Origin of the sequence: Sulfitobacter dubius (assembly GCF_900113435.1) — a bacterium.
Classification (GTDB): domain Bacteria; phylum Pseudomonadota; class Alphaproteobacteria; order Rhodobacterales; family Rhodobacteraceae; genus Sulfitobacter; species Sulfitobacter dubius.
Window position 1 is genome coordinate 1,666,403 of sequence record NZ_FOPG01000001.1, and the last position, 18,621, is coordinate 1,685,023.

The 18,621-nt window shown below is 59.9% G+C and carries 16 protein-coding genes; 10 read left to right on the top strand and 6 right to left on the bottom strand.

The features are described from left to right. The first annotated feature begins 81 nt into the window (after positions 1-81). The gene (locus BM229_RS08165) at positions 82-2,049 is read left to right on the top strand and encodes an ATP-binding protein (protein WP_167360211.1); all 1,968 of its coding nucleotides are present in this window, start codon (positions 82-84) and stop codon (positions 2,047-2,049) included. On the opposite strand, the gene BM229_RS08170 is transcribed toward BM229_RS08165, so the two are convergent. Next, a complete protein-coding gene (locus tag BM229_RS08170) occupies positions 2,046-2,900 on the bottom strand; it encodes a fumarylacetoacetate hydrolase family protein (protein ID WP_093927082.1) in 855 nt (284 codons plus the stop codon). The genes BM229_RS08165 and BM229_RS08170 overlap by 4 nt on opposite strands. A gap of 159 nt (positions 2,901-3,059) precedes the next feature. On the opposite strand from BM229_RS08170, the gene BM229_RS08175 reads away from it, so the two are divergent. The 4 genes from BM229_RS08175 to BM229_RS08190 all read left to right on the top strand — a co-directional run bounded on the left by BM229_RS08175 (position 3,060) and on the right by BM229_RS08190 (position 10,630). Beyond that, complete coding sequence (locus BM229_RS08175; protein WP_093927083.1) at positions 3,060-5,327, top strand: acyl-CoA dehydrogenase; 2,268 nt, start codon at positions 3,060-3,062, stop codon at positions 5,325-5,327. Then, positions 5,324-6,619 (top strand): acetyl-CoA C-acetyltransferase, encoded by a 1,296-nt coding sequence (locus tag BM229_RS08180; protein WP_093927084.1) that lies wholly within the window; start codon positions 5,324-5,326, stop codon positions 6,617-6,619. Before BM229_RS08175 ends, BM229_RS08180 begins: the two co-directional genes overlap by 4 nt. After that, complete coding sequence (locus BM229_RS08185; RefSeq protein ID WP_093927277.1) at positions 6,619-8,691, top strand: 3-hydroxyacyl-CoA dehydrogenase NAD-binding domain-containing protein; 2,073 nt, start codon at positions 6,619-6,621, stop codon at positions 8,689-8,691. The genes BM229_RS08180 and BM229_RS08185 overlap by 1 nt, the downstream gene beginning before the upstream one ends. 349 nt (positions 8,692-9,040) lie before the next feature. Then, the gene (locus tag BM229_RS08190) at positions 9,041-10,630 is read left to right on the top strand and encodes a GAF domain-containing sensor histidine kinase (RefSeq protein WP_093927085.1); all 1,590 of its coding nucleotides are present in this window, start codon (positions 9,041-9,043) and stop codon (positions 10,628-10,630) included. A 26-nt stretch (positions 10,631-10,656) separates the two neighbouring features. Here BM229_RS08190 and BM229_RS08195 read toward each other — a convergent pair whose 3' ends face one another. The 3 genes from BM229_RS08195 to BM229_RS08205 all read right to left on the bottom strand — a co-directional run bounded on the left by BM229_RS08195 (position 10,657) and on the right by BM229_RS08205 (position 13,431). After that, positions 10,657-11,796 (bottom strand): aminotransferase class V-fold PLP-dependent enzyme, encoded by a 1,140-nt coding sequence (locus tag BM229_RS08195; RefSeq protein WP_093927086.1) that lies wholly within the window; start codon positions 11,794-11,796, stop codon positions 10,657-10,659. 72 nt (positions 11,797-11,868) lie between these two features. Next, positions 11,869-12,540, bottom strand: a complete 672-nt coding sequence (locus tag BM229_RS08200) for an amino acid ABC transporter permease (protein WP_093927087.1) — start codon at positions 12,538-12,540, stop codon at positions 11,869-11,871. A gap of 81 nt (positions 12,541-12,621) precedes the next feature. Next, the gene (locus tag BM229_RS08205) at positions 12,622-13,431 is read right to left on the bottom strand and encodes an ABC transporter substrate-binding protein (RefSeq protein ID WP_167360212.1); all 810 of its coding nucleotides are present in this window, start codon (positions 13,429-13,431) and stop codon (positions 12,622-12,624) included. 195 nt (positions 13,432-13,626) lie between these two features. Between BM229_RS08205 and BM229_RS08210 the strand changes: the two genes are divergently transcribed. Further along, positions 13,627-14,259, top strand: a complete 633-nt coding sequence (locus BM229_RS08210) for a GntR family transcriptional regulator (protein WP_244152137.1) — start codon at positions 13,627-13,629, stop codon at positions 14,257-14,259. Here the strand turns inward: BM229_RS08210 and BM229_RS08215 are convergent. Further along, complete coding sequence (locus BM229_RS08215; RefSeq protein WP_093927090.1) at positions 14,256-15,143, bottom strand: LysR substrate-binding domain-containing protein; 888 nt, start codon at positions 15,141-15,143, stop codon at positions 14,256-14,258. The genes BM229_RS08210 and BM229_RS08215 overlap by 4 nt on opposite strands. A 118-nt stretch (positions 15,144-15,261) precedes the next feature. On the opposite strand from BM229_RS08215, the gene BM229_RS08220 reads away from it, so the two are divergent. From BM229_RS08220 to htpX, 4 genes are all read left to right on the top strand, one after another. After that, on the top strand, positions 15,262-15,966 hold the full coding sequence (locus BM229_RS08220; RefSeq protein WP_093927091.1) for an SDR family oxidoreductase: 705 nt from the start codon (positions 15,262-15,264) through the stop codon (positions 15,964-15,966). Continuing rightward, positions 15,956-16,204, top strand: a complete 249-nt coding sequence (locus BM229_RS08225; protein WP_093927092.1) for a DUF6552 family protein — start codon at positions 15,956-15,958, stop codon at positions 16,202-16,204. Before BM229_RS08220 ends, BM229_RS08225 begins: the two co-directional genes overlap by 11 nt. A gap of 107 nt (positions 16,205-16,311) precedes the next feature. Beyond that, positions 16,312-16,551, top strand: coding sequence for a hypothetical protein (locus BM229_RS08230; protein WP_093927093.1), 240 nt, complete (start codon positions 16,312-16,314; stop codon positions 16,549-16,551). An 80-nt stretch (positions 16,552-16,631) separates the two neighbouring features. Continuing rightward, positions 16,632-17,555: a zinc metalloprotease HtpX gene (gene htpX / locus BM229_RS08235; RefSeq protein WP_093927094.1), complete on the top strand. Its 924-nt coding sequence runs from the start codon at positions 16,632-16,634 to the stop codon at positions 17,553-17,555. A gap of 7 nt (positions 17,556-17,562) precedes the next feature. Here htpX and BM229_RS08240 read toward each other — a convergent pair whose 3' ends face one another. Then, the gene (locus BM229_RS08240) at positions 17,563-18,606 is read right to left on the bottom strand and encodes a siderophore-interacting protein (protein WP_093927095.1); all 1,044 of its coding nucleotides are present in this window, start codon (positions 18,604-18,606) and stop codon (positions 17,563-17,565) included. Positions 18,607-18,621 lie beyond the last annotated feature (15 nt).

Sequence of the window (18,621 nt, forward strand, 5' to 3'; positions counted from 1 at the left end):
AGAATATGTGTTCTGCTGATATTGGCGGGCGTTGTCCTTGGCTTTGGCCACCGGATTGAGACGCTCTCTTATCAAACCTACATGCAGGATCTCGAACTTGAGACCACGCTGGAATTGATAGAAGTGCGGGAACGGATTCGTACTGATATCTTTGACCAAATTCTTAAGCTGCGTGAACTGGCCACCATCATCAGTGAAAACCCTGATATCAGCCAAGCAGAGTTCAGCGCACGCGCGACCGAATTCATGGCCAAAAACCCCGATGTCATCAACCTTGCTGTCGCACCCAACCTCGTGGTCAGCATCGTACACCCTTATGAAGCCAACCAAAGCGTTTTGGGGCTGGATTACCGCAAGAACCCAGCACAGCTTCCCAAGGTAGAACAGGCCATGCAGAGCGGCGAAGGTTTGGTGACCGGGCCGGTGGACCTTGTTCAGGGGGGACGCGGGCTGATCTTGCGCCACCCGGTCTTTTACGCGAATGACACCACTCAAGGGGCTGGCGCCCCCGCCCGACCTTGGGGATTATTGTCGATGGTTATCGACTACAACGCCTTCCTCACGCGCCTGAACATTCCCGAACTTTCAGAAAACTACGATCTGGCCATTCGCGAGATGACCGCAGATGGCGAGGTTGAGCAGACCATCGTCGGTGATTTTGATTTCACTGGGACTGACCCCATATCTCTCGACTTTAGCTTCACCTTTGGCGTTTGGGAAATGGCCGCCACGACCAAGGGCGGCTGGCCCGATCACCGACCCGATTTTTGGTTGCACTGGCTGCTCCGCCTTCAAGGCGCGGCAGGCGTTGTTATTTTTGCGTGGTATATTATGCGCTTAACCGACAACCGAAAACTGGCCGAAGAACGTCTCCGCACAGGTGTCGAAGCGTTGGACCATGGTTTTGTGATGTACGATCCCAAGGGCATATTGGTGCTGTGCAATGAGAAATACCGCGAAATCCACGACTATAGCGAAGTGGTAAAACCCGGATCAACCTACGAAAAGATCGTGCGCGACAGCATCCGTCGGGGGCTGGTGCCCGATGCCATCGGCAAGGAAGAGGAATGGATTCGCGTCTGGCTGGAAAAGCGTGAAAACGGCGCGTTTGAAACCGAACAGCGAATGCCGGACGGCCGCATCATCCGCACCTCAGATCGGCGCATGGAGGACGGCAGCGTTGTAGGTCTAAGGATTGACGTGACCGATTTGAAAAGGGCGCTGCTGACAGCCGAGGATGCCAACAAAGCCAAGACCGATTTTATGGGCGTGCTGAGCCATGAGTTGCGCACCCCGCTGACCGTTATCTTGGGCCATGTTCGGCTGGCACGGCATTTTGATCGCACCCCGGCGGCGCGCGATCTTGGCGCTGCCATTGATGCTGATCCGCAAACCCGTGAAACGCTTGCGCCCAAGTTTGCCGCTACCCTCTCCAAGCTGGGCGACATCATGCAAACCGTGGAACGTTCGGGCAATCATCTGCTCACCTTGATTAACGAAGTGCTCGACTTTGCCAAGATCGACGCGGGCAGCCTGTCGATCACGATGGAACCGGTGAAAATCGACGACATCGTAGCACCGACCGCCGATCAACTACGCCCGATGATCGAAGACAAAGGGCTGGAGTTGAAGGTGAAATCAGCGTCCGGCGTGATGTTGGCCGATGGCAAACGCATTCAGCAGGTGTTGATAAACCTACTCAGCAACGCCACGAAATTCTCGGATCAGGGCACGATCTCGCTCACATGTCGCATCCGGGGGGAAGTGGTAGAATTCCGCGTCACGGATTCTGGCATCGGCATCCCCGAAAATGAGCTGGAGCGCGTTTTTGAGCCGTTCCATCAGGTCGATTCCACCGCCACCCGCCGTTTTGGCGGCACTGGGCTGGGCCTTGCGATCTCGCGCGATATTGCCACCGCCCATGGTGGCAGTCTTGTGGCCACCAGCGTCATGGGCAAGGGCAGCAGTTTCCTGCTGACCCTGCCCCTGCGCCCCGCCATTGCCGTTGCTGCGGCCGCCGCCGAAACGCGCGAGGTTGAGGACGCTTAGCGATCCGCCAGTCGCTCGACCACCTGCTCTTGCTCGCCCAGACCTTCGACCCCCAGTCGAACCCGGTCACCCGGGCTGAGGTAGCGCGGTGGTTTGAGGCCCATTCCCACGCCCGGAGGGGTGCCTGTGCAGATCAGATCGCCCGGCTCTAGCTGAATAAATTCAGACATGTAGGCGATGATCGTCGCCACGTCGAAGATCATTCTCTCGGTGGTCCCCGCATGCAGAAAAAAAACGTTTATCTCGGCCCAAAGCGCCAATTTCCCGGGATCGCCCAATTCATCCCCTGTCACCAGAACCGGTCCTGTGGGGCAGAAATTGGGAAAGCTCTTGCCTTTAACCCACTGGCCGCCCCGCTCGGCCTGCCAAGCACGCTCGGACACATCATGAACCACGCAATAACCCAGCACGTAATCAAGCGCGTCTGCACGGCTTACATTCAGTGCTTCGCGCCCAATCACCACGCCCAGCTCGACCTCCCAATCAAGCTTGCTCATCCCTTTGGCATACAAAAGCGGATCGTTCGGCCCGCAATAGGTCCGGCTGGCCTTATTAAAGAGGATCGGCTCGGTGGGAACGGGCATCCCCGATTCCGCTGCGTGGTCGGAATAATTCAACCCGATCCCCCAGATGTTGCGGGGTTGGCTCACAGGCGGGGCGACGCGTTTTCCTTGGGTTTCAAACAGCGGCAGCCCCTCCAGATCGACACCCTCCAGCGTATTGCGGATCGCCGGAATCGTCTCAGGTGTGAAATCACCAACAAGGCTTGAAACATCTCGCGCCTGCCCCGCGGCATCCAGCACCACTGGCGTTTTCGCCCCGTCGCGCGTTCCGTATCGCATCAATCTCATGGTCTTGCTCTCCCTCTTTCAACCGTCGCTGGTGGCACCATACCCAATGACACGGCGCTGGCCACAGCTTTGCAACGGGGCTCGTTAAGACGCACGCTTGCTCTACGGCTGAGGAACCGACGATACGCGAGCGGCGTTGGTTCGTTGAAGGGGGTTCCCATGAAAAACCTGCGCGCTGATCTGCTTACCAAACCGATATACCGCTGGGCCAAGAAAGCCCTGCCCGCCCTATCTCAAACCGAAAGCGAAGCCCTGACCGCTGGCGAAGTCTGGTGGGAAGCCGAACTTTTCTCGGGCAACCCCGACTGGTCAAAGTTGCAGGCGGTCAAAGCACCCCAGCTAAGCCCAGAGGAACAGGCCTTTTTCGACGGTCCCGTGCAAGAATTTTGCACCATGATCGACGATTGGAAGATCAACCATGAGGCCGCCGATCTGCCGCCAGAAGCATGGACCTTTCTACGAGACAAAAAATTCTTTGGCATGATCATCCCGAAATCTCATGGGGGGTTGGGCTTTTCCGCCTTCGCTCATTCCGAGGTGGTCCGCTATATCTCCACGCGCTCCGTCGCAGCAGCGGTGACGGTGATGGTGCCCAACTCACTCGGCCCCGGTGAATTGCTGCACCAGTTTGGCACTGATGCGCAAAAGGATCACTGGCTCCCGCGCCTTGCCGATGGGCGTGAGCTGCCTGCCTTTGGCCTTACCAGCGCCGAGGCGGGTTCTGACGCCTCAGCCATGGTCGATGAGGGCGTGATCGAAAAAGGTATGTGGGAGGGGGAGGAGGTTTTGGGCATCCGCCTCAACTGGGCCAAACGCTATATCACCCTTGCCCCGGTTTGCACGGTCCTTGGGCTGGCCTTTCAACTGCGCGATCCTGATGGTCTGCTGGGCGACACGGCTGACATTGGCATTACCTGCGCGCTGGTGCCCACCGATTTGCCCGGAGTGGAGACCGGGCGGCGACACCTGCCGTCTTCGACGATGTTTATGAATGGGCCAACCACTGGCACAGACGTTTTTATCCCCCTTGATCATATCATCGGTGGGGCGGAATACGCAGGCAAAGGCTGGATGATGCTGATGTCCGCGCTCGCCGCTGGGCGCGGCATCTCCCTGCCATCTATGGGCTGCGCTGCCATCGCATTTTCGGCCCATACCACTGGCGCTTATGCCCGTATTCGCCAGCAATTCAATCTGCCGATCGGCAAATTCGGCGGCGTTCAGGCGCGTATGGGGCGGCTGGCTGCGGATGCCTATGCGATGGACGCCGCCCGCCATCTGACCTGCGCCGGGCTTGATGAGGGCCGGGCGCTTTCCGTAATTTCGGCGATCATGAAGGCCCATGCGACCTTTAAAATGCGCGAGGCGCTGAACGATGCGATGGATGTGCATTCGGGCAAAGCCGTGATCGACGGGCCTCTGAACTACCTGCTGCCACTCTACCGCGCCGTGCCGATTGGCATCACCGTGGAAGGAGCAAATATCGTCACCCGCAGCTTGATTATCTTCGGCCAAGGGTCGATCCGGGCGCACCCCCATATGCTCGATAACATGCTAGCCTTGCAGAAGGAGGATGAGGCAGAGTCTCTCGCCGCTTTCGACAAATCTCTGTGGGCGCATGTGGGGCATACCACGAAAACCCTCTTCCGCGCGTGGGGTCGCGCCCTGACGGGCGGCCGTTTTGCTCCCGCCCCTGATGCAGGTGCCGCAACGCCAATCTACCGCGAGCTTTCGCGCTGGTCGGCGGCTTATGCACTCACGGCGGATTTTCTGTTTCTCACCCTCGGCGGAGCACTGAAACGTGAAGAGATGATCTCAGGCCGGATGGGCGATATCTTATCTGAAATGTATATCCTCTCTGCCGCACTCAAACGTTGGGAGGACGAAGGCCGTCAAGAGGCCGATCTGCCGCTCCTCAAATTCGCCGCTGCCGATGCCTTTTCGCGCATTCAAACCGCGCTTGATGGGGTCATCGCCAATCTGCCTGCCCGCTGGGCGGCGTGGGTGCTACGCGCCATTACCTTGCCGGGACTGGGCCGCCGCGGTCCGGATGACACGCTCACCACAGAATGCAGTGCTTTGATTTATGCCCCGTCTGCCACCCGCGACCGGATCACTGGGCGGTTATTCGAAGGCAGCGCTGGCGACGGGATCGACCTGTTGAACCGCTGCTACGCCAAAGTGATCGAAATGGAGCCGGTCATGAAGCGCCTGCGCGACGCCAAGAAGACCCCCACAGAAGCACAACAGGCAGGCATCCTAAGCGACAGCGATATGGCGGACCTGACCGCGATGAACGAACTGGTATCAAAGGTCATCGCCGTTGATGACTACAGGCCTGCCGCGCTGGCCCATTACTTCCCTGACTTAGATGTCCCGCAGGAAAATCTTGACGAAACCCCCAACCCTAGAGAGGCCGCCGAATGACCCACCCTAAAGCGCAGCGCGTCTTTCTTGTGGATGGGGCCCGCACTCCATTTTTGAAGGCACGACAAGGCCCCGGCCCCTTTACCCCGGTCGATTTGGCCGTGCAGGCCGGGCGGCCCCTGCTGGCGCGACAGAGCTTTGACCGCGCAGCCTTTGATCTGGTGATCCTCGGCTGCGTCAACGTCATCGCCGATGAAATGAACCCCGCCCGCGTTGCCGCCCTGCGGCTGGGGCTTGGGGAGCAGACAGTCGCCTTTACCGTGCAGATCAACTGCGGCTCGGGAATGCAGAGCATCGACACCGCCTACCGCTACATCCGCGACGGCAGCCACCAAATGATCCTTGCTGGTGGGGCCGAGGCGCTCAGCCACGCCCCGCTCGTGCTGCGCCAATCAGCGGTGGAATGGTTCGGCCGGATAAATGCCGCCAAGGGCCCGATTGATACGGCTCGCGCCATGACGGGCCTCAGGCCAGAGTTTTTCAAACCCGTCATTGGGCTGGAACGCGGTCTGACCGACCCGATCACTGAACTGAACATGGGCCAAACCGCCGAAGTTCTAGCGCATCGGTTCGGGATCGACCGCGCCACGGCAGATACCTATGCAATGCAAAGCCACCACCGGCTTGCCGCAGCGCAAAACGACGGGCGACTTGCGGATGAAGTCATGCCCGCCTTTGACAAAGATGGCACTGTTTATGATCACGACGACGGCGTGCGTCCTGACAGTGATATGGAGGGCCTTGCCAAGCTGAACCCGGTGTTTGAGAAGCCCCACGGCAAAGTCACTGCAGGCAATTCCAGCCAGATCACCGATGGGGCAAGCTGGGTCATCGTTGCTTCTGAACGCGCTGTTGAGGCGCATGGGCTGACCCCGCTGGCTGAGATTACCGACAGCGAATGGGCGGCACTAGATCCGTCGATCATGGGGCTGGGTCCGGTGCTGTCCGCCACCCCCATCGCGCAACGCCATGGGCTTGAGGTCAACGACATTGACCTGTGGGAATTGAACGAAGCCTTTGCCGCACAGGTGCTTTCCTGCGTGGCCGCTTGGAGCGACGAAGACTTCTGCCGCAACGTATTGGGTTATGACGCTGCCTTTGGCCGGATCGACCGAGACAGGCTGAATGTCGACGGCGGCGCAATATCACTGGGCCACCCGGTCGGCACCAGCGGCAATCGGATTGTCTTGCATCTGGCCAATGCGATGAAAGCGCGCGGTGCGAAACGGGGCATCGCCACGGAATGTATTGGCGGCGGCTTGGGTGGCGCGATGATGCTGGAGGCGGTGTGATGACGGGACATGTTCTAAAGCATTTGGGCGAGAGCAAACTCGAACTTGGCACCGAAAACGCGCGCAAAGGCAACTGGCGCGCGGGACGTGACGCCAATGGCATCTTTTGGCTGGCGCTTGATAAGGCTGACAGCGGCACCAATACGATTTCTGGCGACGTGCTGCGTGAGTTGGAACATCACGTCACCGCCGCCGAAAACGACCCGCCTCATGCCCTCGTAATCCGCTCCGCCAAACCGGGCGGCTTTGCTGCTGGGGCCGATATATCAAGCTTTGCAAAGATGAGCGATGAGGGCGCGGCAGAGCTTCTGACCCAAGGCCATGCGGTGCTGGACCGGCTTGAACAACTCTCCTGTCCGACGATCTGCGTGGTGCACGGCGCAGCACTTGGCGCGGGATTTGAGCTGGCGCTTGCCTGTGACATCCGCATCGCAGTGCCGGGGGCCTCTTTCGCCTTTCCTGAGGTACAGCTTGGCCTGCATCCCGGTCTTGGCGGCACTTTCCGCTTGCCCGCGTTGATCGACCCGACCGAAGCGATGACCATGATGCTGAGTGGGAAAACCGCGCATACCAAGCGCGCAAAAACACTGGGAATCATTGATGAAGTGGCCGAAGAACGCCACATCGCCGCCGCGGTTCGCGCATTGGCCGAAACCGGGGTTGAGCGGGCAGAACCAGGCCTTAAAACCCGGGCGCTTGGGCTGGAACAGGCCCGAACCTTGCTGGCCCGTCAAATGCGCAACCGCACCGAAGAGCGTGCGCCAGCGGACCATTATCCGGCCCCCCATGCGCTGATCGAACTGTGGGAGGAACACGGCACCGACCGGGCAACCATGCAGCGCGGCGAAATCCGGTCTTTCGCCAACCTGTTGAAAACGCCTAGTTCCAAAAACCTACGCCGGGTGTTCTTCCTGCGGCAAAAACTCAAAGAAGCCGCGCGGGGCGACGACGACATCGCCCATGTGCATGTGATCGGCGCAGGTGCCATGGGGGCTGAGATTGCAGCCATGGCCGCGATCCGGGGCAAGCGCGTCACCCTGAGCGATCTTGACAGCGCCGCCCTTGGCCGCGCCATCAAACTGGCAGCAAAACTTTGTGCTGACAAACATCTGACCGGCGCAGAAACGCGCGATGCACTCGACCGTCTGATGCCCGACCCTCATGGATATGGCCCGGTCCGCGCTGATCTGGTGATTGAAGCCGCCCCGGAGCGGATGGAGGTCAAAGAGAGGATTTATGCAGAGTTGAAGACCGAAATGAAGGACAGCGCGATCCTTGCCTCCAACACCTCTAGCCTCGCGATAGATGCCCTAAGCGCTCACGCCCCCAACAAAGCGCATTTTGCGGGGCTGCATTTTTTTAACCCCGTCTCGAAGATCCCGCTCGTCGAGGTTGTCGCTGGGGCGGATACAGCAGCGCAGACGGCGCGCCGCTTGGCCGCATTCTGCGGGGCCATTGGCAAACTGCCCGCGCGCGTCGGTGATTATCCCGGCTTTGTCGTGAACCGTATCCTCACCCCCTACCTGATGGAAGCGATGGTGCTGATGGACGAAGGTGTGCCGAAAGAGGTGATCGACAGCGCCGCCCTGCGCTTTGGCATGCCGATGGGCCCGGTGACGCTGGCCGATCAGGTCGGGCTTGATATCGGGTTGCATGTGGCCGAAAGCCTGCGTGACAGGCTGGGCACGTCTATGGCTGAGATTACCGATATGCTGCAAGAACGCGTCGAACAGGGTGATCTGGGTCGCAAAACCGGGAGCGGCTTTTATGACTGGGCCGATGGCACGCCGCATCCTGAAACCGAAGAACCCGGCCCCGCGGATTTGACCGATCGCCTGATCCTACCGATGCTGAACGCCGCCGTCGAAGTGATGCGCGAAAACGTGACAAAGGACGCCGATCAGATCGACGCCGCAATGATCTTTGCCACTGGCTGGGCTCCTTTCCGGGGCGGGCCATTGCACTATGCACGCACGCGCGGTGCGCGTGAAGTGGCCCTCCGCCTGCGCACATTGGCCAAGGCGCATGGCCCGCGATTTGACCCCGATGAAGGATGGAAGAACTTCAGCTAATGTATCGGCAGGGCTGTGCTTCATTCTGTCCAGCCCCTTCGGGCATAGACCCCGCGCCGCTGGCCCGAATTGTGGCAAGACTGAGGTGCTCAGCGAAGACGTGCAACAGGACAATAGCCGGGGTCAGTTTGATTAATCTCAAGTAAACTACACCGCGGCAATTGGTTAGCCGCCTTTGAGCAGGCCCCACATTCCCGGCCCCAGTTTGGTTTTTGAGGATAAAGCGCCCAAATGTCGCCCTAATTCACCCCTGCGGCATTGGCAGCGATGCTTCGCGGGGATACCTAGGGTAAACATCTGACTGCCAAACGAGACCAGATAAGAAGAGCGCGAGCAACCAGAGGCCCATATGAACGACTTTTACAGCGCCTTGGCGGATTTCGATGATCCGCTGCGGCAACTCTATATGCTTGCTGTCGAACCTGATCTTACGACCGAAGACAAAATCGCCAAACTCCTCCGACTGGGCACCGAGGCGCTTGCGCTTGAGCTGGGTATTGTCAGCCGCGTCGATCAGCCAGTTTACGAATGTCTGTACGTATATGGACCGGATTGGGCCCCTGCGCCCGGCACCACTTTCGACATCAATGGCACCTATTGTCTGCAAACGCTTTCCAGTGCCGATGTGACCTCTTTTCACCACGCCGGGCAGCAAGAAATTTCGAGCCATCCGTGTTATGAAACCTTCAAACTGGAAAGCTATATCGGGGCGCCCCTGAAATGCGGTGGCGAACTGTTTGGCACAATCAACTTTTCAGGCCGCGCGCCCCGCTCTGGGCCGTTCAGCAGGGCGCAGGTGCAATTCGTACAGTTCCTTGCACGCTGGCTCAGCAGTGAGTTGACCCTTCAATCTGAACGCCGTGAATTGCGCGAACAGCGCGGGCTGCTTAGCGCCATGGTGGATGCCGTGCCCGAAGCAATCATCATGGCAGACCCGAACCGCCGTGTAGCGCTTGTAAACCCTGCGGTTGAGACGCTTTTTGGCTATGAGCCCGAACAGCTATTGGGGCGGCAAACAGCGGTTCTTTATGAAACGCTCGGTGGTTATGAACGCGCGGGCGAAGAGCAGTTTAACCCGCAAGCCTCGACCGCGCCGGGCGCGCTTTCGATTGCCTGCCGCCGCGCCGACGGAACAACATTCGAGGGCCAAGTCTCGACCGCCAAGGTCGAGACGGATCGAGGCGAGCATTTAGGATTTCTGGGTGTCGTGCGCGATGTGAGTGAGCAGCGCGAATTTGAGCGCGCCAAGGATCAGTTGATCGCCACTGTTAGCCACGAGATGAAAACGCCGCTGACGTCGCTCAGCGGGGCGTTGCGCCTTCTTGAAGTGGGGCAAGACGACCTGCCCCCGCAAAAACAAAAACTTCTACGGCTCGCCCTGCGCAACGCGCGGGCAATTGATCAGATGGTCGCGGATATTCTAGATCTGGAAACCCTGCGCAGGCCAGACCAATCTGGTTTTGCCGAGCGACCATTGGCGCCCTTGCTAACGCAGGCGTCCGAGACACTGATCCCCTATGCGAAAGATCGCGGTGTTCGCCTAGAGATACATCCGACAGCGGCCCCCGCGACCCTACTGCGCCTACACGAAGGACGGCTGATGCGGCTGTTGTCTAACCTGCTTTCCAACGCGATCAAAGCGTCTGACGAAGGCGGCACCGTTAAGCTGGGCGTTTCTGAAAGCGGCATGGGGTTTTGGGTACGTGACGAGGGCAGTGGCCTGCCGCTTGATCTTCAGCCGGTTCTGTTTGAGCGGTTTTCCCGTGGGTCCAGTTACCGCGTCGAAGAGGGCCACGGTCTGGGCATGAGCATCGTAAAGGCCATCGTCGACCAACACCTCGGCAGCATCAAGTTTGAAACTGCCGAGGGCAAGGGCACCACCTTCTTCGTCGATTTTCCGGCGCTTGAATCTCAGGCAGACGCCATGGCCGCCAGTTGACGGCGCATCGCGGGCTGCACCAAGCGTCAAGCCAAGAAGGCGCGCAGGGCTTGCAGTGTCCGTTCGATCCCTACGGCAGTGGTCAACACCCCCGGTGACATGCGCAAGGTCTGGCTGCGGTTGTCGACGTAAATGTCCAAGGCGGCCAATTGCGCTACCACATCAGGGGCGTCAATGTGATCTGGCAAAACCACCATCAGACTACCGCCGCGCTGGTCGGGATCGGTGGGGCTTGCAAGGTTCAGCCCCATCTCTTCCAGCCCCTTCTGTAACTGGCCCGTCAATTTGCGATTATGCGCCGACAGTATCTCTGTATTCTGCCCCATGCGCCATTTCATCGCTGGCAGGCTGGCCACCGCTGGCACCGTCGACGGCGTGCCACTGTCGAGCCGCCGAATGTCGGGTGCAAATTCGAAAGCGTCCAAATCCCACGAAAACGGATTGCCCTGCGAAAACCATCCGCGCATCTCGGGCTGGCATTGCGGGATCAGATCAGCATCCATATAGACGATCCCCGCCCCCGGCGTGCCACACATCCATTTAAGGCTGGTCGACAGCGCGAAATCCACTTTGGGCGCGGTCACGTCATAGGGCAGCAGGCCGACTGCTTGGGTCATATCAACCCCAATGAGCGAGCCCATCTTGCGCCCATGCGCCACCAGTTGAGGGATATCCAACCGGTGCGAGGTGGTTGAGCTGACCCATGTCAGCAACGCCAGCGCCACGTCTCCGTCCCAATCGGCAATGATATCTTCGGCCTCGACCCAATGCCCACCTTGGCGGATCGGCACAGTGTTCAACGTGAAACCAAAGCGCTTCGACAGCCCCGTGAGCAGGAAATGCAACGAGGGAAAGCCATCCTCGGCCACCAAGACTTTCTTGCCGCGCAGGGTCCCTTCGGGCAGCGCACCGATGACGGCCATCAGCCCGGTGGTGACACTTTCAGTCGTGGTGACAGTGCCCTTGGGCGCGCCGATCAGTTCTGCCCAAAGGTCAATGAACTGCTGCCGCTTTGGCAGGACATCCGCCCATTGATCGCCGTTCGGCGCAGCCCATGCATCGGTGAAATCGGTGAGCCCGGCCAGCATATCCGCGTGCTTGCCGGGGTATTGGCCGATGGAGTGATAAAGGAGATAGGCGTCGCCCGTTCCTGTTTCTGTGGACATTGTAATCTCCGTAGGGTGTGGGCCGCGCAGGCGCGCGGGACGGTAGGATGGTGTGAAAATTGTCGGAAGGGTTCAGCGATAGCCGCGCTTGTAATGTTGCTCTAGCCAGCCGGTGAAACGGACCATGGGCCAAAGGATTGCGATATAGATCAGCGCGGCCAGCAGCAGCGGTGTGGGGTTAGCGAAAAGCGCCTGCGCGTCGGTGGCCTGTTTCAGCAGATCATCCATAGCGACGACCGAGGCCAGCGAGGTGTCTTTCATGATCGCCACGGCATAGGAGGCCAGCGGCGGGATCATCATACGAAACGCCTGTGGCAGTATCACCTTGCGCATGGTGGTAAAGAAGGACAGGCCAAGCGCATCGCAGGCCTCGAACTGGCCACGCGGCACGGCTTCGATCCCGGCGCGCACGACCTCGGCCGTATAGGCCGCCAGCACCAGCGCCAGCGCAATGGTCGCCGCGACGAAGGAGGAAAAGACAATTCCGGCAAACGGCAGCGCGTAATAGACGAGGATCAGCACCACCAGAACCGGAATGGCGCGAAAGATATCCGTATACAGAACCGCCAGCAGCCGGAACGGCTTGGCCGCGTAAAGCCGCACCAGACAGACCAACACGCCAAGGATGCCGCCAAAGAAGATCGCCGCGAAACCCAGCAGGATCGTGTTGACCAACCCGCGCATCAGAATGGGGAAAGCGCGGCGCATCACGTCGAGATTGAAGAAGATGTCGAGGATTTCCATAGCGCATTCCGTCAGTTTGATCGCAGGAGGCCAGTCAAAAAGCCGCAAGGGAGTGATGCCCCGCCCGCGGCTTCAACTTCGTTAGTCAGCAGAAGTCGGCACGGGCAATGAGGTGACGGCAAGGCTGCCCTCAGCAGGTGCCACGCCCAGCCATTTTTCATAGAGCGCCGCCATGGTGCCATCCTCTTTCATCGAAGAGAGCGCGTCATTGACCGCCTCCAGATGTTCGGAGCCTTTAGGCATCATGATCGCGAATTTATCCCCCGTCGGGATCTCGACAGAGACCTGAAGCCCCTGCATCGTCGGCTGGGCAAAGGCATAGCGCAGGCTGACGATATCGTTCACGGCGGCATCAATCCGGCCACTGCGCAGATCGGTCAGCATATTTGCCGTGGTGTCATAGCTGGAATAAGATTTATACCCGAGCTCGGCCTCACGCTCCTTCAACCAGTTCTCCGGGAACGACGTGGCGATGGAGCCGATGCGCTTGCCTTTCAGCCCGTCCAAATCAGCGATACCTGCGTCGGTCTTTGTGCCCACACCAAGCGCGCCTGAGAAATAGGGCTGCGTGAAAGACTGGGCCTCAAGCCGCTCATCGGTGATGGTCAGCGAGGAAATGACCGCATCCACACGGCCCGATGCTGTGGCGACAAACAGCGCGCGAAAATCGAGACCTGTGATCTCGGTCGTCTTACCAAGGCGGGCGGCGACTTCGTTGATGATATCAACCTCAAAGCCTTCAAATTCACCAGCTTCGTTCTTGAACTCCCACGGCGGGTTTGCCGGGTAGGAGCCAATTTTCAGCACATCCTGCGCCATGGCAGAGACGCCAGACAGTGCCGTGAAGGCCGCAACGGTGAGGCCAACGATCAGATTTTTCTTCAGATTCATGTTTTTCTCCCTGTGAACATCCCCGCGCAACGCGGCAAGTTTCACAGTATGGCTGCCAGCTTTCGTATACGAATTCAATTGAATTTTACAAGTATGCAAACTTATACCTAGCCATATGCGCATTCCTTGCGCATGCTCGGATCACAATCGAATACTTTTTCAGAGGTCCGAATGCACCGCACCGCCAAGCGCCACATGAAAGATCAGATCTATGACATCTTCCTTGGGCGGATTCAGCGGGGGGAGATCAGCCATGGCGACCGCTTTGTCGATACCGCCGTCGCCGAAGAGTTCAACGTCTCGCGGATGCCGGTGCGCGATGCCCTGATGCGCCTGTCACATGAGGGCTATCTCGACAGCACGACACGGGGCTTTACCCTGCCCAACCTATCGATGCGCCAGATATGCGAGATTTTCGAACTGCGCCGTCTGCTGGAACCCCGCGCCGCCGCGCTGGCGACCAATCAACTGACCGAAGACGACATCGCCTCCCTCACCTGCGCGGTCGAGCAATCCGAACGCACCCTAGTGACTGGCGAAATTGAGAGCCTTTACGCCGCCTCGGAAGACATCCGCCGCACATGGATCATGGCCGTGCCCAATATCGAGTTGCGCGACACGATCCTGCGCTACATGGCGCAAATCCAAGCCGTTCGTATGGCAACCCTGCGCGACGCCACCGCGCATGAGACCCTCGTCGATCTTCAACGCGACATGCTGCGCGCCTTTGTCGAACGCGACGCGGCCAAGGTTGAGCTTTTGCTCCTGCGCTATGTTTTGGCCGGGGAGGATAGCTTCCTGCGCCTCAAAGCTTGCGAGCAGGGTTAGCCTGCCTCGCACTTCGCCACCGCGCAAAGCCAATCACGCACGACAATCGCGGCGCTTGAAACCCCTTGGCGCGGGGAGAGCAGGTAGAAGTCCAAGCCGCCTGCCATCACATGAGACACCGGACGCACCAACCGCCCCGCCTTAAGATCGCGCTGAACCAAAAAGCGGCTTGCCAAGGCCACCCCCTGCCCTGCTAAGGCCGCATCAAGGCTCAGCGTCGTCTGGTTAAACCGTAACCGCCGCGCCGGCTTTACGGCGCTGCCAAATGCTTCTTCCGCATAGCGCGGCCAAAGATCATGCGTGTCGTGCAGCAGGGTCAAACGCGCCAAACCTGCCGCATCCAACGACGCGTCATCAACAATCAAACTGGGCGAGCAGACCGCCACAACCTCCTGCGCGAACAGCAGATCAGCCCGCAGGCTTGCACCGAAAGGCGGACGCGCCTGCCGAACGGCGAGGTCGATCCCATCTGCATGAAAGCTCGCCACCCTCTCTGTCGCTGTGATGCGCAGATCGATGCCGGGATGGGCTTCGGTGAAGTCTGACAGGCGGGGGATCAACCATTTCGACGCGAAGGTCGGGGTCACGCTGATTGTCACCCGCGCGGGCGCACTGCGTAGGGCGTCCGTTGCCTCGACCAACTGCTCGAAAGCGCGCGACACAGAGGCATGATAGGCGCGCCCCTCTTCGGTAAAGGCAAGGCCGCGCGGCTCGCGCAGGAACAGGCGCAGCCCAAGATGACCCTCCAGCCCGCGCACCTGCTGGGCGACCGCCCCTTGGGTAACGCCTAACTCATCCGCAGCCGCGCGGAAGTTCATATGCCGCCCCGCCGCGGCAAATGCACGTAGCCCGTTCAGGGGCGGCAGTGGTACGTCACTGGACACGATAGAATTCCTACAGTCATACGACAATGCATCTGGCTGGTTGCGACTGCCTTCAACACCTAATTAACAAAACATATCCCCGCAGCGCAATCGCTGCACAGCATAAGGAGCATATCCGATGACAGCAGAAAAAGTAGCACTTGTGACAGCAGGCGGCAGCGGCATGGGCGCTGGAGCGGCCCGCAAACTGGCCGCTGATGGCTTCAAGGTCGGCGTGCTTTCCTCCTCCGGCAAGGGAGAGGCGCTCGGCACAGAATTGGGCGGCTTTGGCATCACCGGCTCAAACCAGTCGCAAGAGGCGCTGGCCCAATTGGTGGACGGCGCGATGGACTGCTGGGGCCGCGTCGATGTGCTGGTGAACTCCGCCGGACACGGGACGAAGGGCGACATTCTTGAGATGACCGACGAAGATTGGCACGGCGGTCTGGATGTCTACTTGATGAACGTGATCCGTCCCACGCGTCTGGTGACGCCGATCATGGCGGCGCAGGGCGGCGGCGCGATTATCAATATCTCAACATTTGCCACCTTTGAGCCGGATCCGCTCTTCCCCACCTCCGGCGTCTTCCGCGCAGGTCTCGCGGGTTTCGCCAAGCTCTACGCAGATCAATACGCGGGCCAGAACATTCGCATGAACAACGTCCTGCCGGGCTTTATCGACAGCCTGCCCGAGACCGAAGACCGCCGGACGCGCATTCCCATGGGGCGCTACGGAACCGAGGCCGAAGTGTCTTCGCTGATCGGCTGGCTCGCTTCGGAAGGCGGAGCCTATGTCACCGGGCAGAACTGGCGCATTGATGGTGGGCTGACCCGTGGCGTCTGAGGCAATCGCGCGCGCAGCCCCGGCGCAGCTGGCGTTCTGGGTTAAATGGGTCGCCTCGGTGATCCAGATCCTCGGTTATGCCGCCACCGGTTTTGGCTGGACGCCATGGAACCTCTACCTCTTTGTGGTGGGGGTACTGGGTTGGTTGATCGTCGGGGTGCTTTGGAACGATCGGGCAATTACGCTGGTCCATCTCGTCGCCATGTCCGCGATGCTGGCGGGGATGGCGAGCCAGTAACACGCAGGCGGCCCACGGGTTTTCATCCGGGGCCGCCTTATAGATCGCCCTTGCAGATTACCCACGCCCTCGGAATAGTGCGGAGGAGCGTGCAATCTGAGGCGGCCATGACTGAAATACCAAAACACCCCATGCGCCGCCTGCTGACAAGCCTTGCCATCTGGTTTCTGGTGGTGACCTTCGTGGTGCTGATTTATGCCAAAGGAGACGACCCCATGCCGCTGAGCGTCCTCAGCCGTCTTGGGATTGCCGCAGCCATCGTTGCCTTTGTGAACATTCCGCTGATCCGCAAGATCGGCCATATCTACCTGCACACGACACCCGATGACGGTGATCTCGACGACTAGCCGCTCTGCCGCGGCCTGCCTTGCACCCTGCGAAAATCGACCCATATTTCCTTTACAACGGACAACCGCGAGAGACCAAAATGGGCTATGTAAAGACAGCGATGCTGATGGCGGCGATGACCGCGCTTTTCATGGGGGTTGGCTATTTGATTGGCGGGTCAGGTGGCGCGCTGATCGCGCTCGTGGTGGCGGCAGGGATGAACGCCTTCACGTGGTGGAATTCCGACCGCATGGTGCTCAAGATGCACAATGCGCAGCCGGTCTCACCGGGGGACCGCGCAGGGCTATATGCCATGACGGCAGAGCTTGCGCGGAATGCAGGCCTGCCCGAGCCGAAAGTCTATCTGATCGACACGCCCCAGCCCAACGCATTCGCCACCGGGCGCAATCCGGCCAATGCAGCCGTCGCGGTCACCAAAGGGCTAATGCAAAGTCTCAGCCGCGAGGAACTAGCGGGTGTTATCGCGCATGAGCTGGCGCATATTCGAAACCACGACACCGCGATCATGACCGTGACCGCGACTTTCGCCGGTGCGATTTCGATGCTGGCGAACTTTGCGATGTTTTTCGGCGGGGCGCGGGAGCGGATGGGCATGATCGGCACGCTGATGATGATGTTCCTCGCCCCCATGGCCGCAGCATTGGTGCAGATGGCGATCAGCCGAACGCGGGAATATGCAGCAGACAAGGCCGGGGCCGAGATCTGCGGCCACCCGCTCTGGCTGGCCTCAGCGCTTGAGAAAATCGCGATGGGCGCCGCGCGGATCGACAATCACGCCGCCGAGCGGAACCCGGCCACGGCGCATATGTTCATCATCAACCCATTGCACGCGCATAAGCATGACAGCCTCTTCGCCACCCACCCCGCGACAGAGAACCGCATCGCGGCCCTGCGGGCGATGACGCCCGATGCCGCGCCTGCGCGCGCACAAAGCCCCCGCCCCACCAGCAGCAGCCGCATCCCTAAGAGCGGCAGACGCGGGGACGCAGGACCGTGGAGCTAAGCCGCGCTCAGTCCCGACGCCAGTAAGCTGTGCAAATCTGCCGGGTCTTATCCATGCCGAGCGCGCTTCTGAAATGGCCGCGCAACTGCTGGGCGTTCTGGAACTCTCCGGCGAAAAAGGCATAGCCCAAACCGTCATCGGTCAGCGCCTGCGCGTGACCAAGAACGGCAGTTTCAAATTTTGCCGGTGGCAGAGCGTGAACGCGCAACTTGGTCTTTGGCAGGTAGTCTCGATAGGACACACCGCGCGGCAGGGCGGCCACCACATCGCCCACGGCACCCTCTGGCAGACGCGCCAAAAGCTGCGCAACGGCGGGCAGGCCCGTGCCATCTGCGGCTAAGAAATACGAAGACGCTGGCGGCAAGGCGCTGATCCCGACTGGGCCCATAGCGCCAATCTTTTGGCCCGCGATCGCGTTCTGCGCCCATTGCGAAATCAGACCGGAGCCATGGCGCACCACGTCGATGTCGACCTCTTCGCACTCCGGGCGGATGTTCTTGAGCGTGACATAGCGTGCGTGCAGCTCATCCGCGCCTTTGGGCCAGACCGGCGCGCCATTTGCACCCATCACGGGCCAAACCGGCGTGCGGCTGGGATCGCGCGGTAGGATCAGCCGCAGATGCAGCCCCTGTGCCGCAAGTGTTGCAATGTCAGGGTAATGCAGGGTGACACGCTGCATCCCCTCAAAAAGAACTTCGCTGTTGAGGACGGTCAGCAGCCGGAAGTTCTGCGGCGCGACACCCGCCTCCTGCGTTATACCTTGCCAGCGGATACGCTCGGCCAGCAGCGGATCAAATTCTGCAACATGATGCACCATGCCCTCTTTCGAGAATTGCATGGCGTTTTCACCGGGCGCTTGGAGGTTCACTTCCAACTTGCCCGGGCGAAGGTCAAATTCCACGCGATAGCCGTCTCGTTCAAACACATGGCCGGTCGCCCCTTTGGCGCGGAAAACCATGCCGTGGTCATCGACGAGATGCGACAGGATCTGCGAGAGCATCTCCTGAGGGGCGTCGAGGGGGATTGTGGTCTTGGCTTTGGCGATGGTCATCTGTGGCTCCTCCCG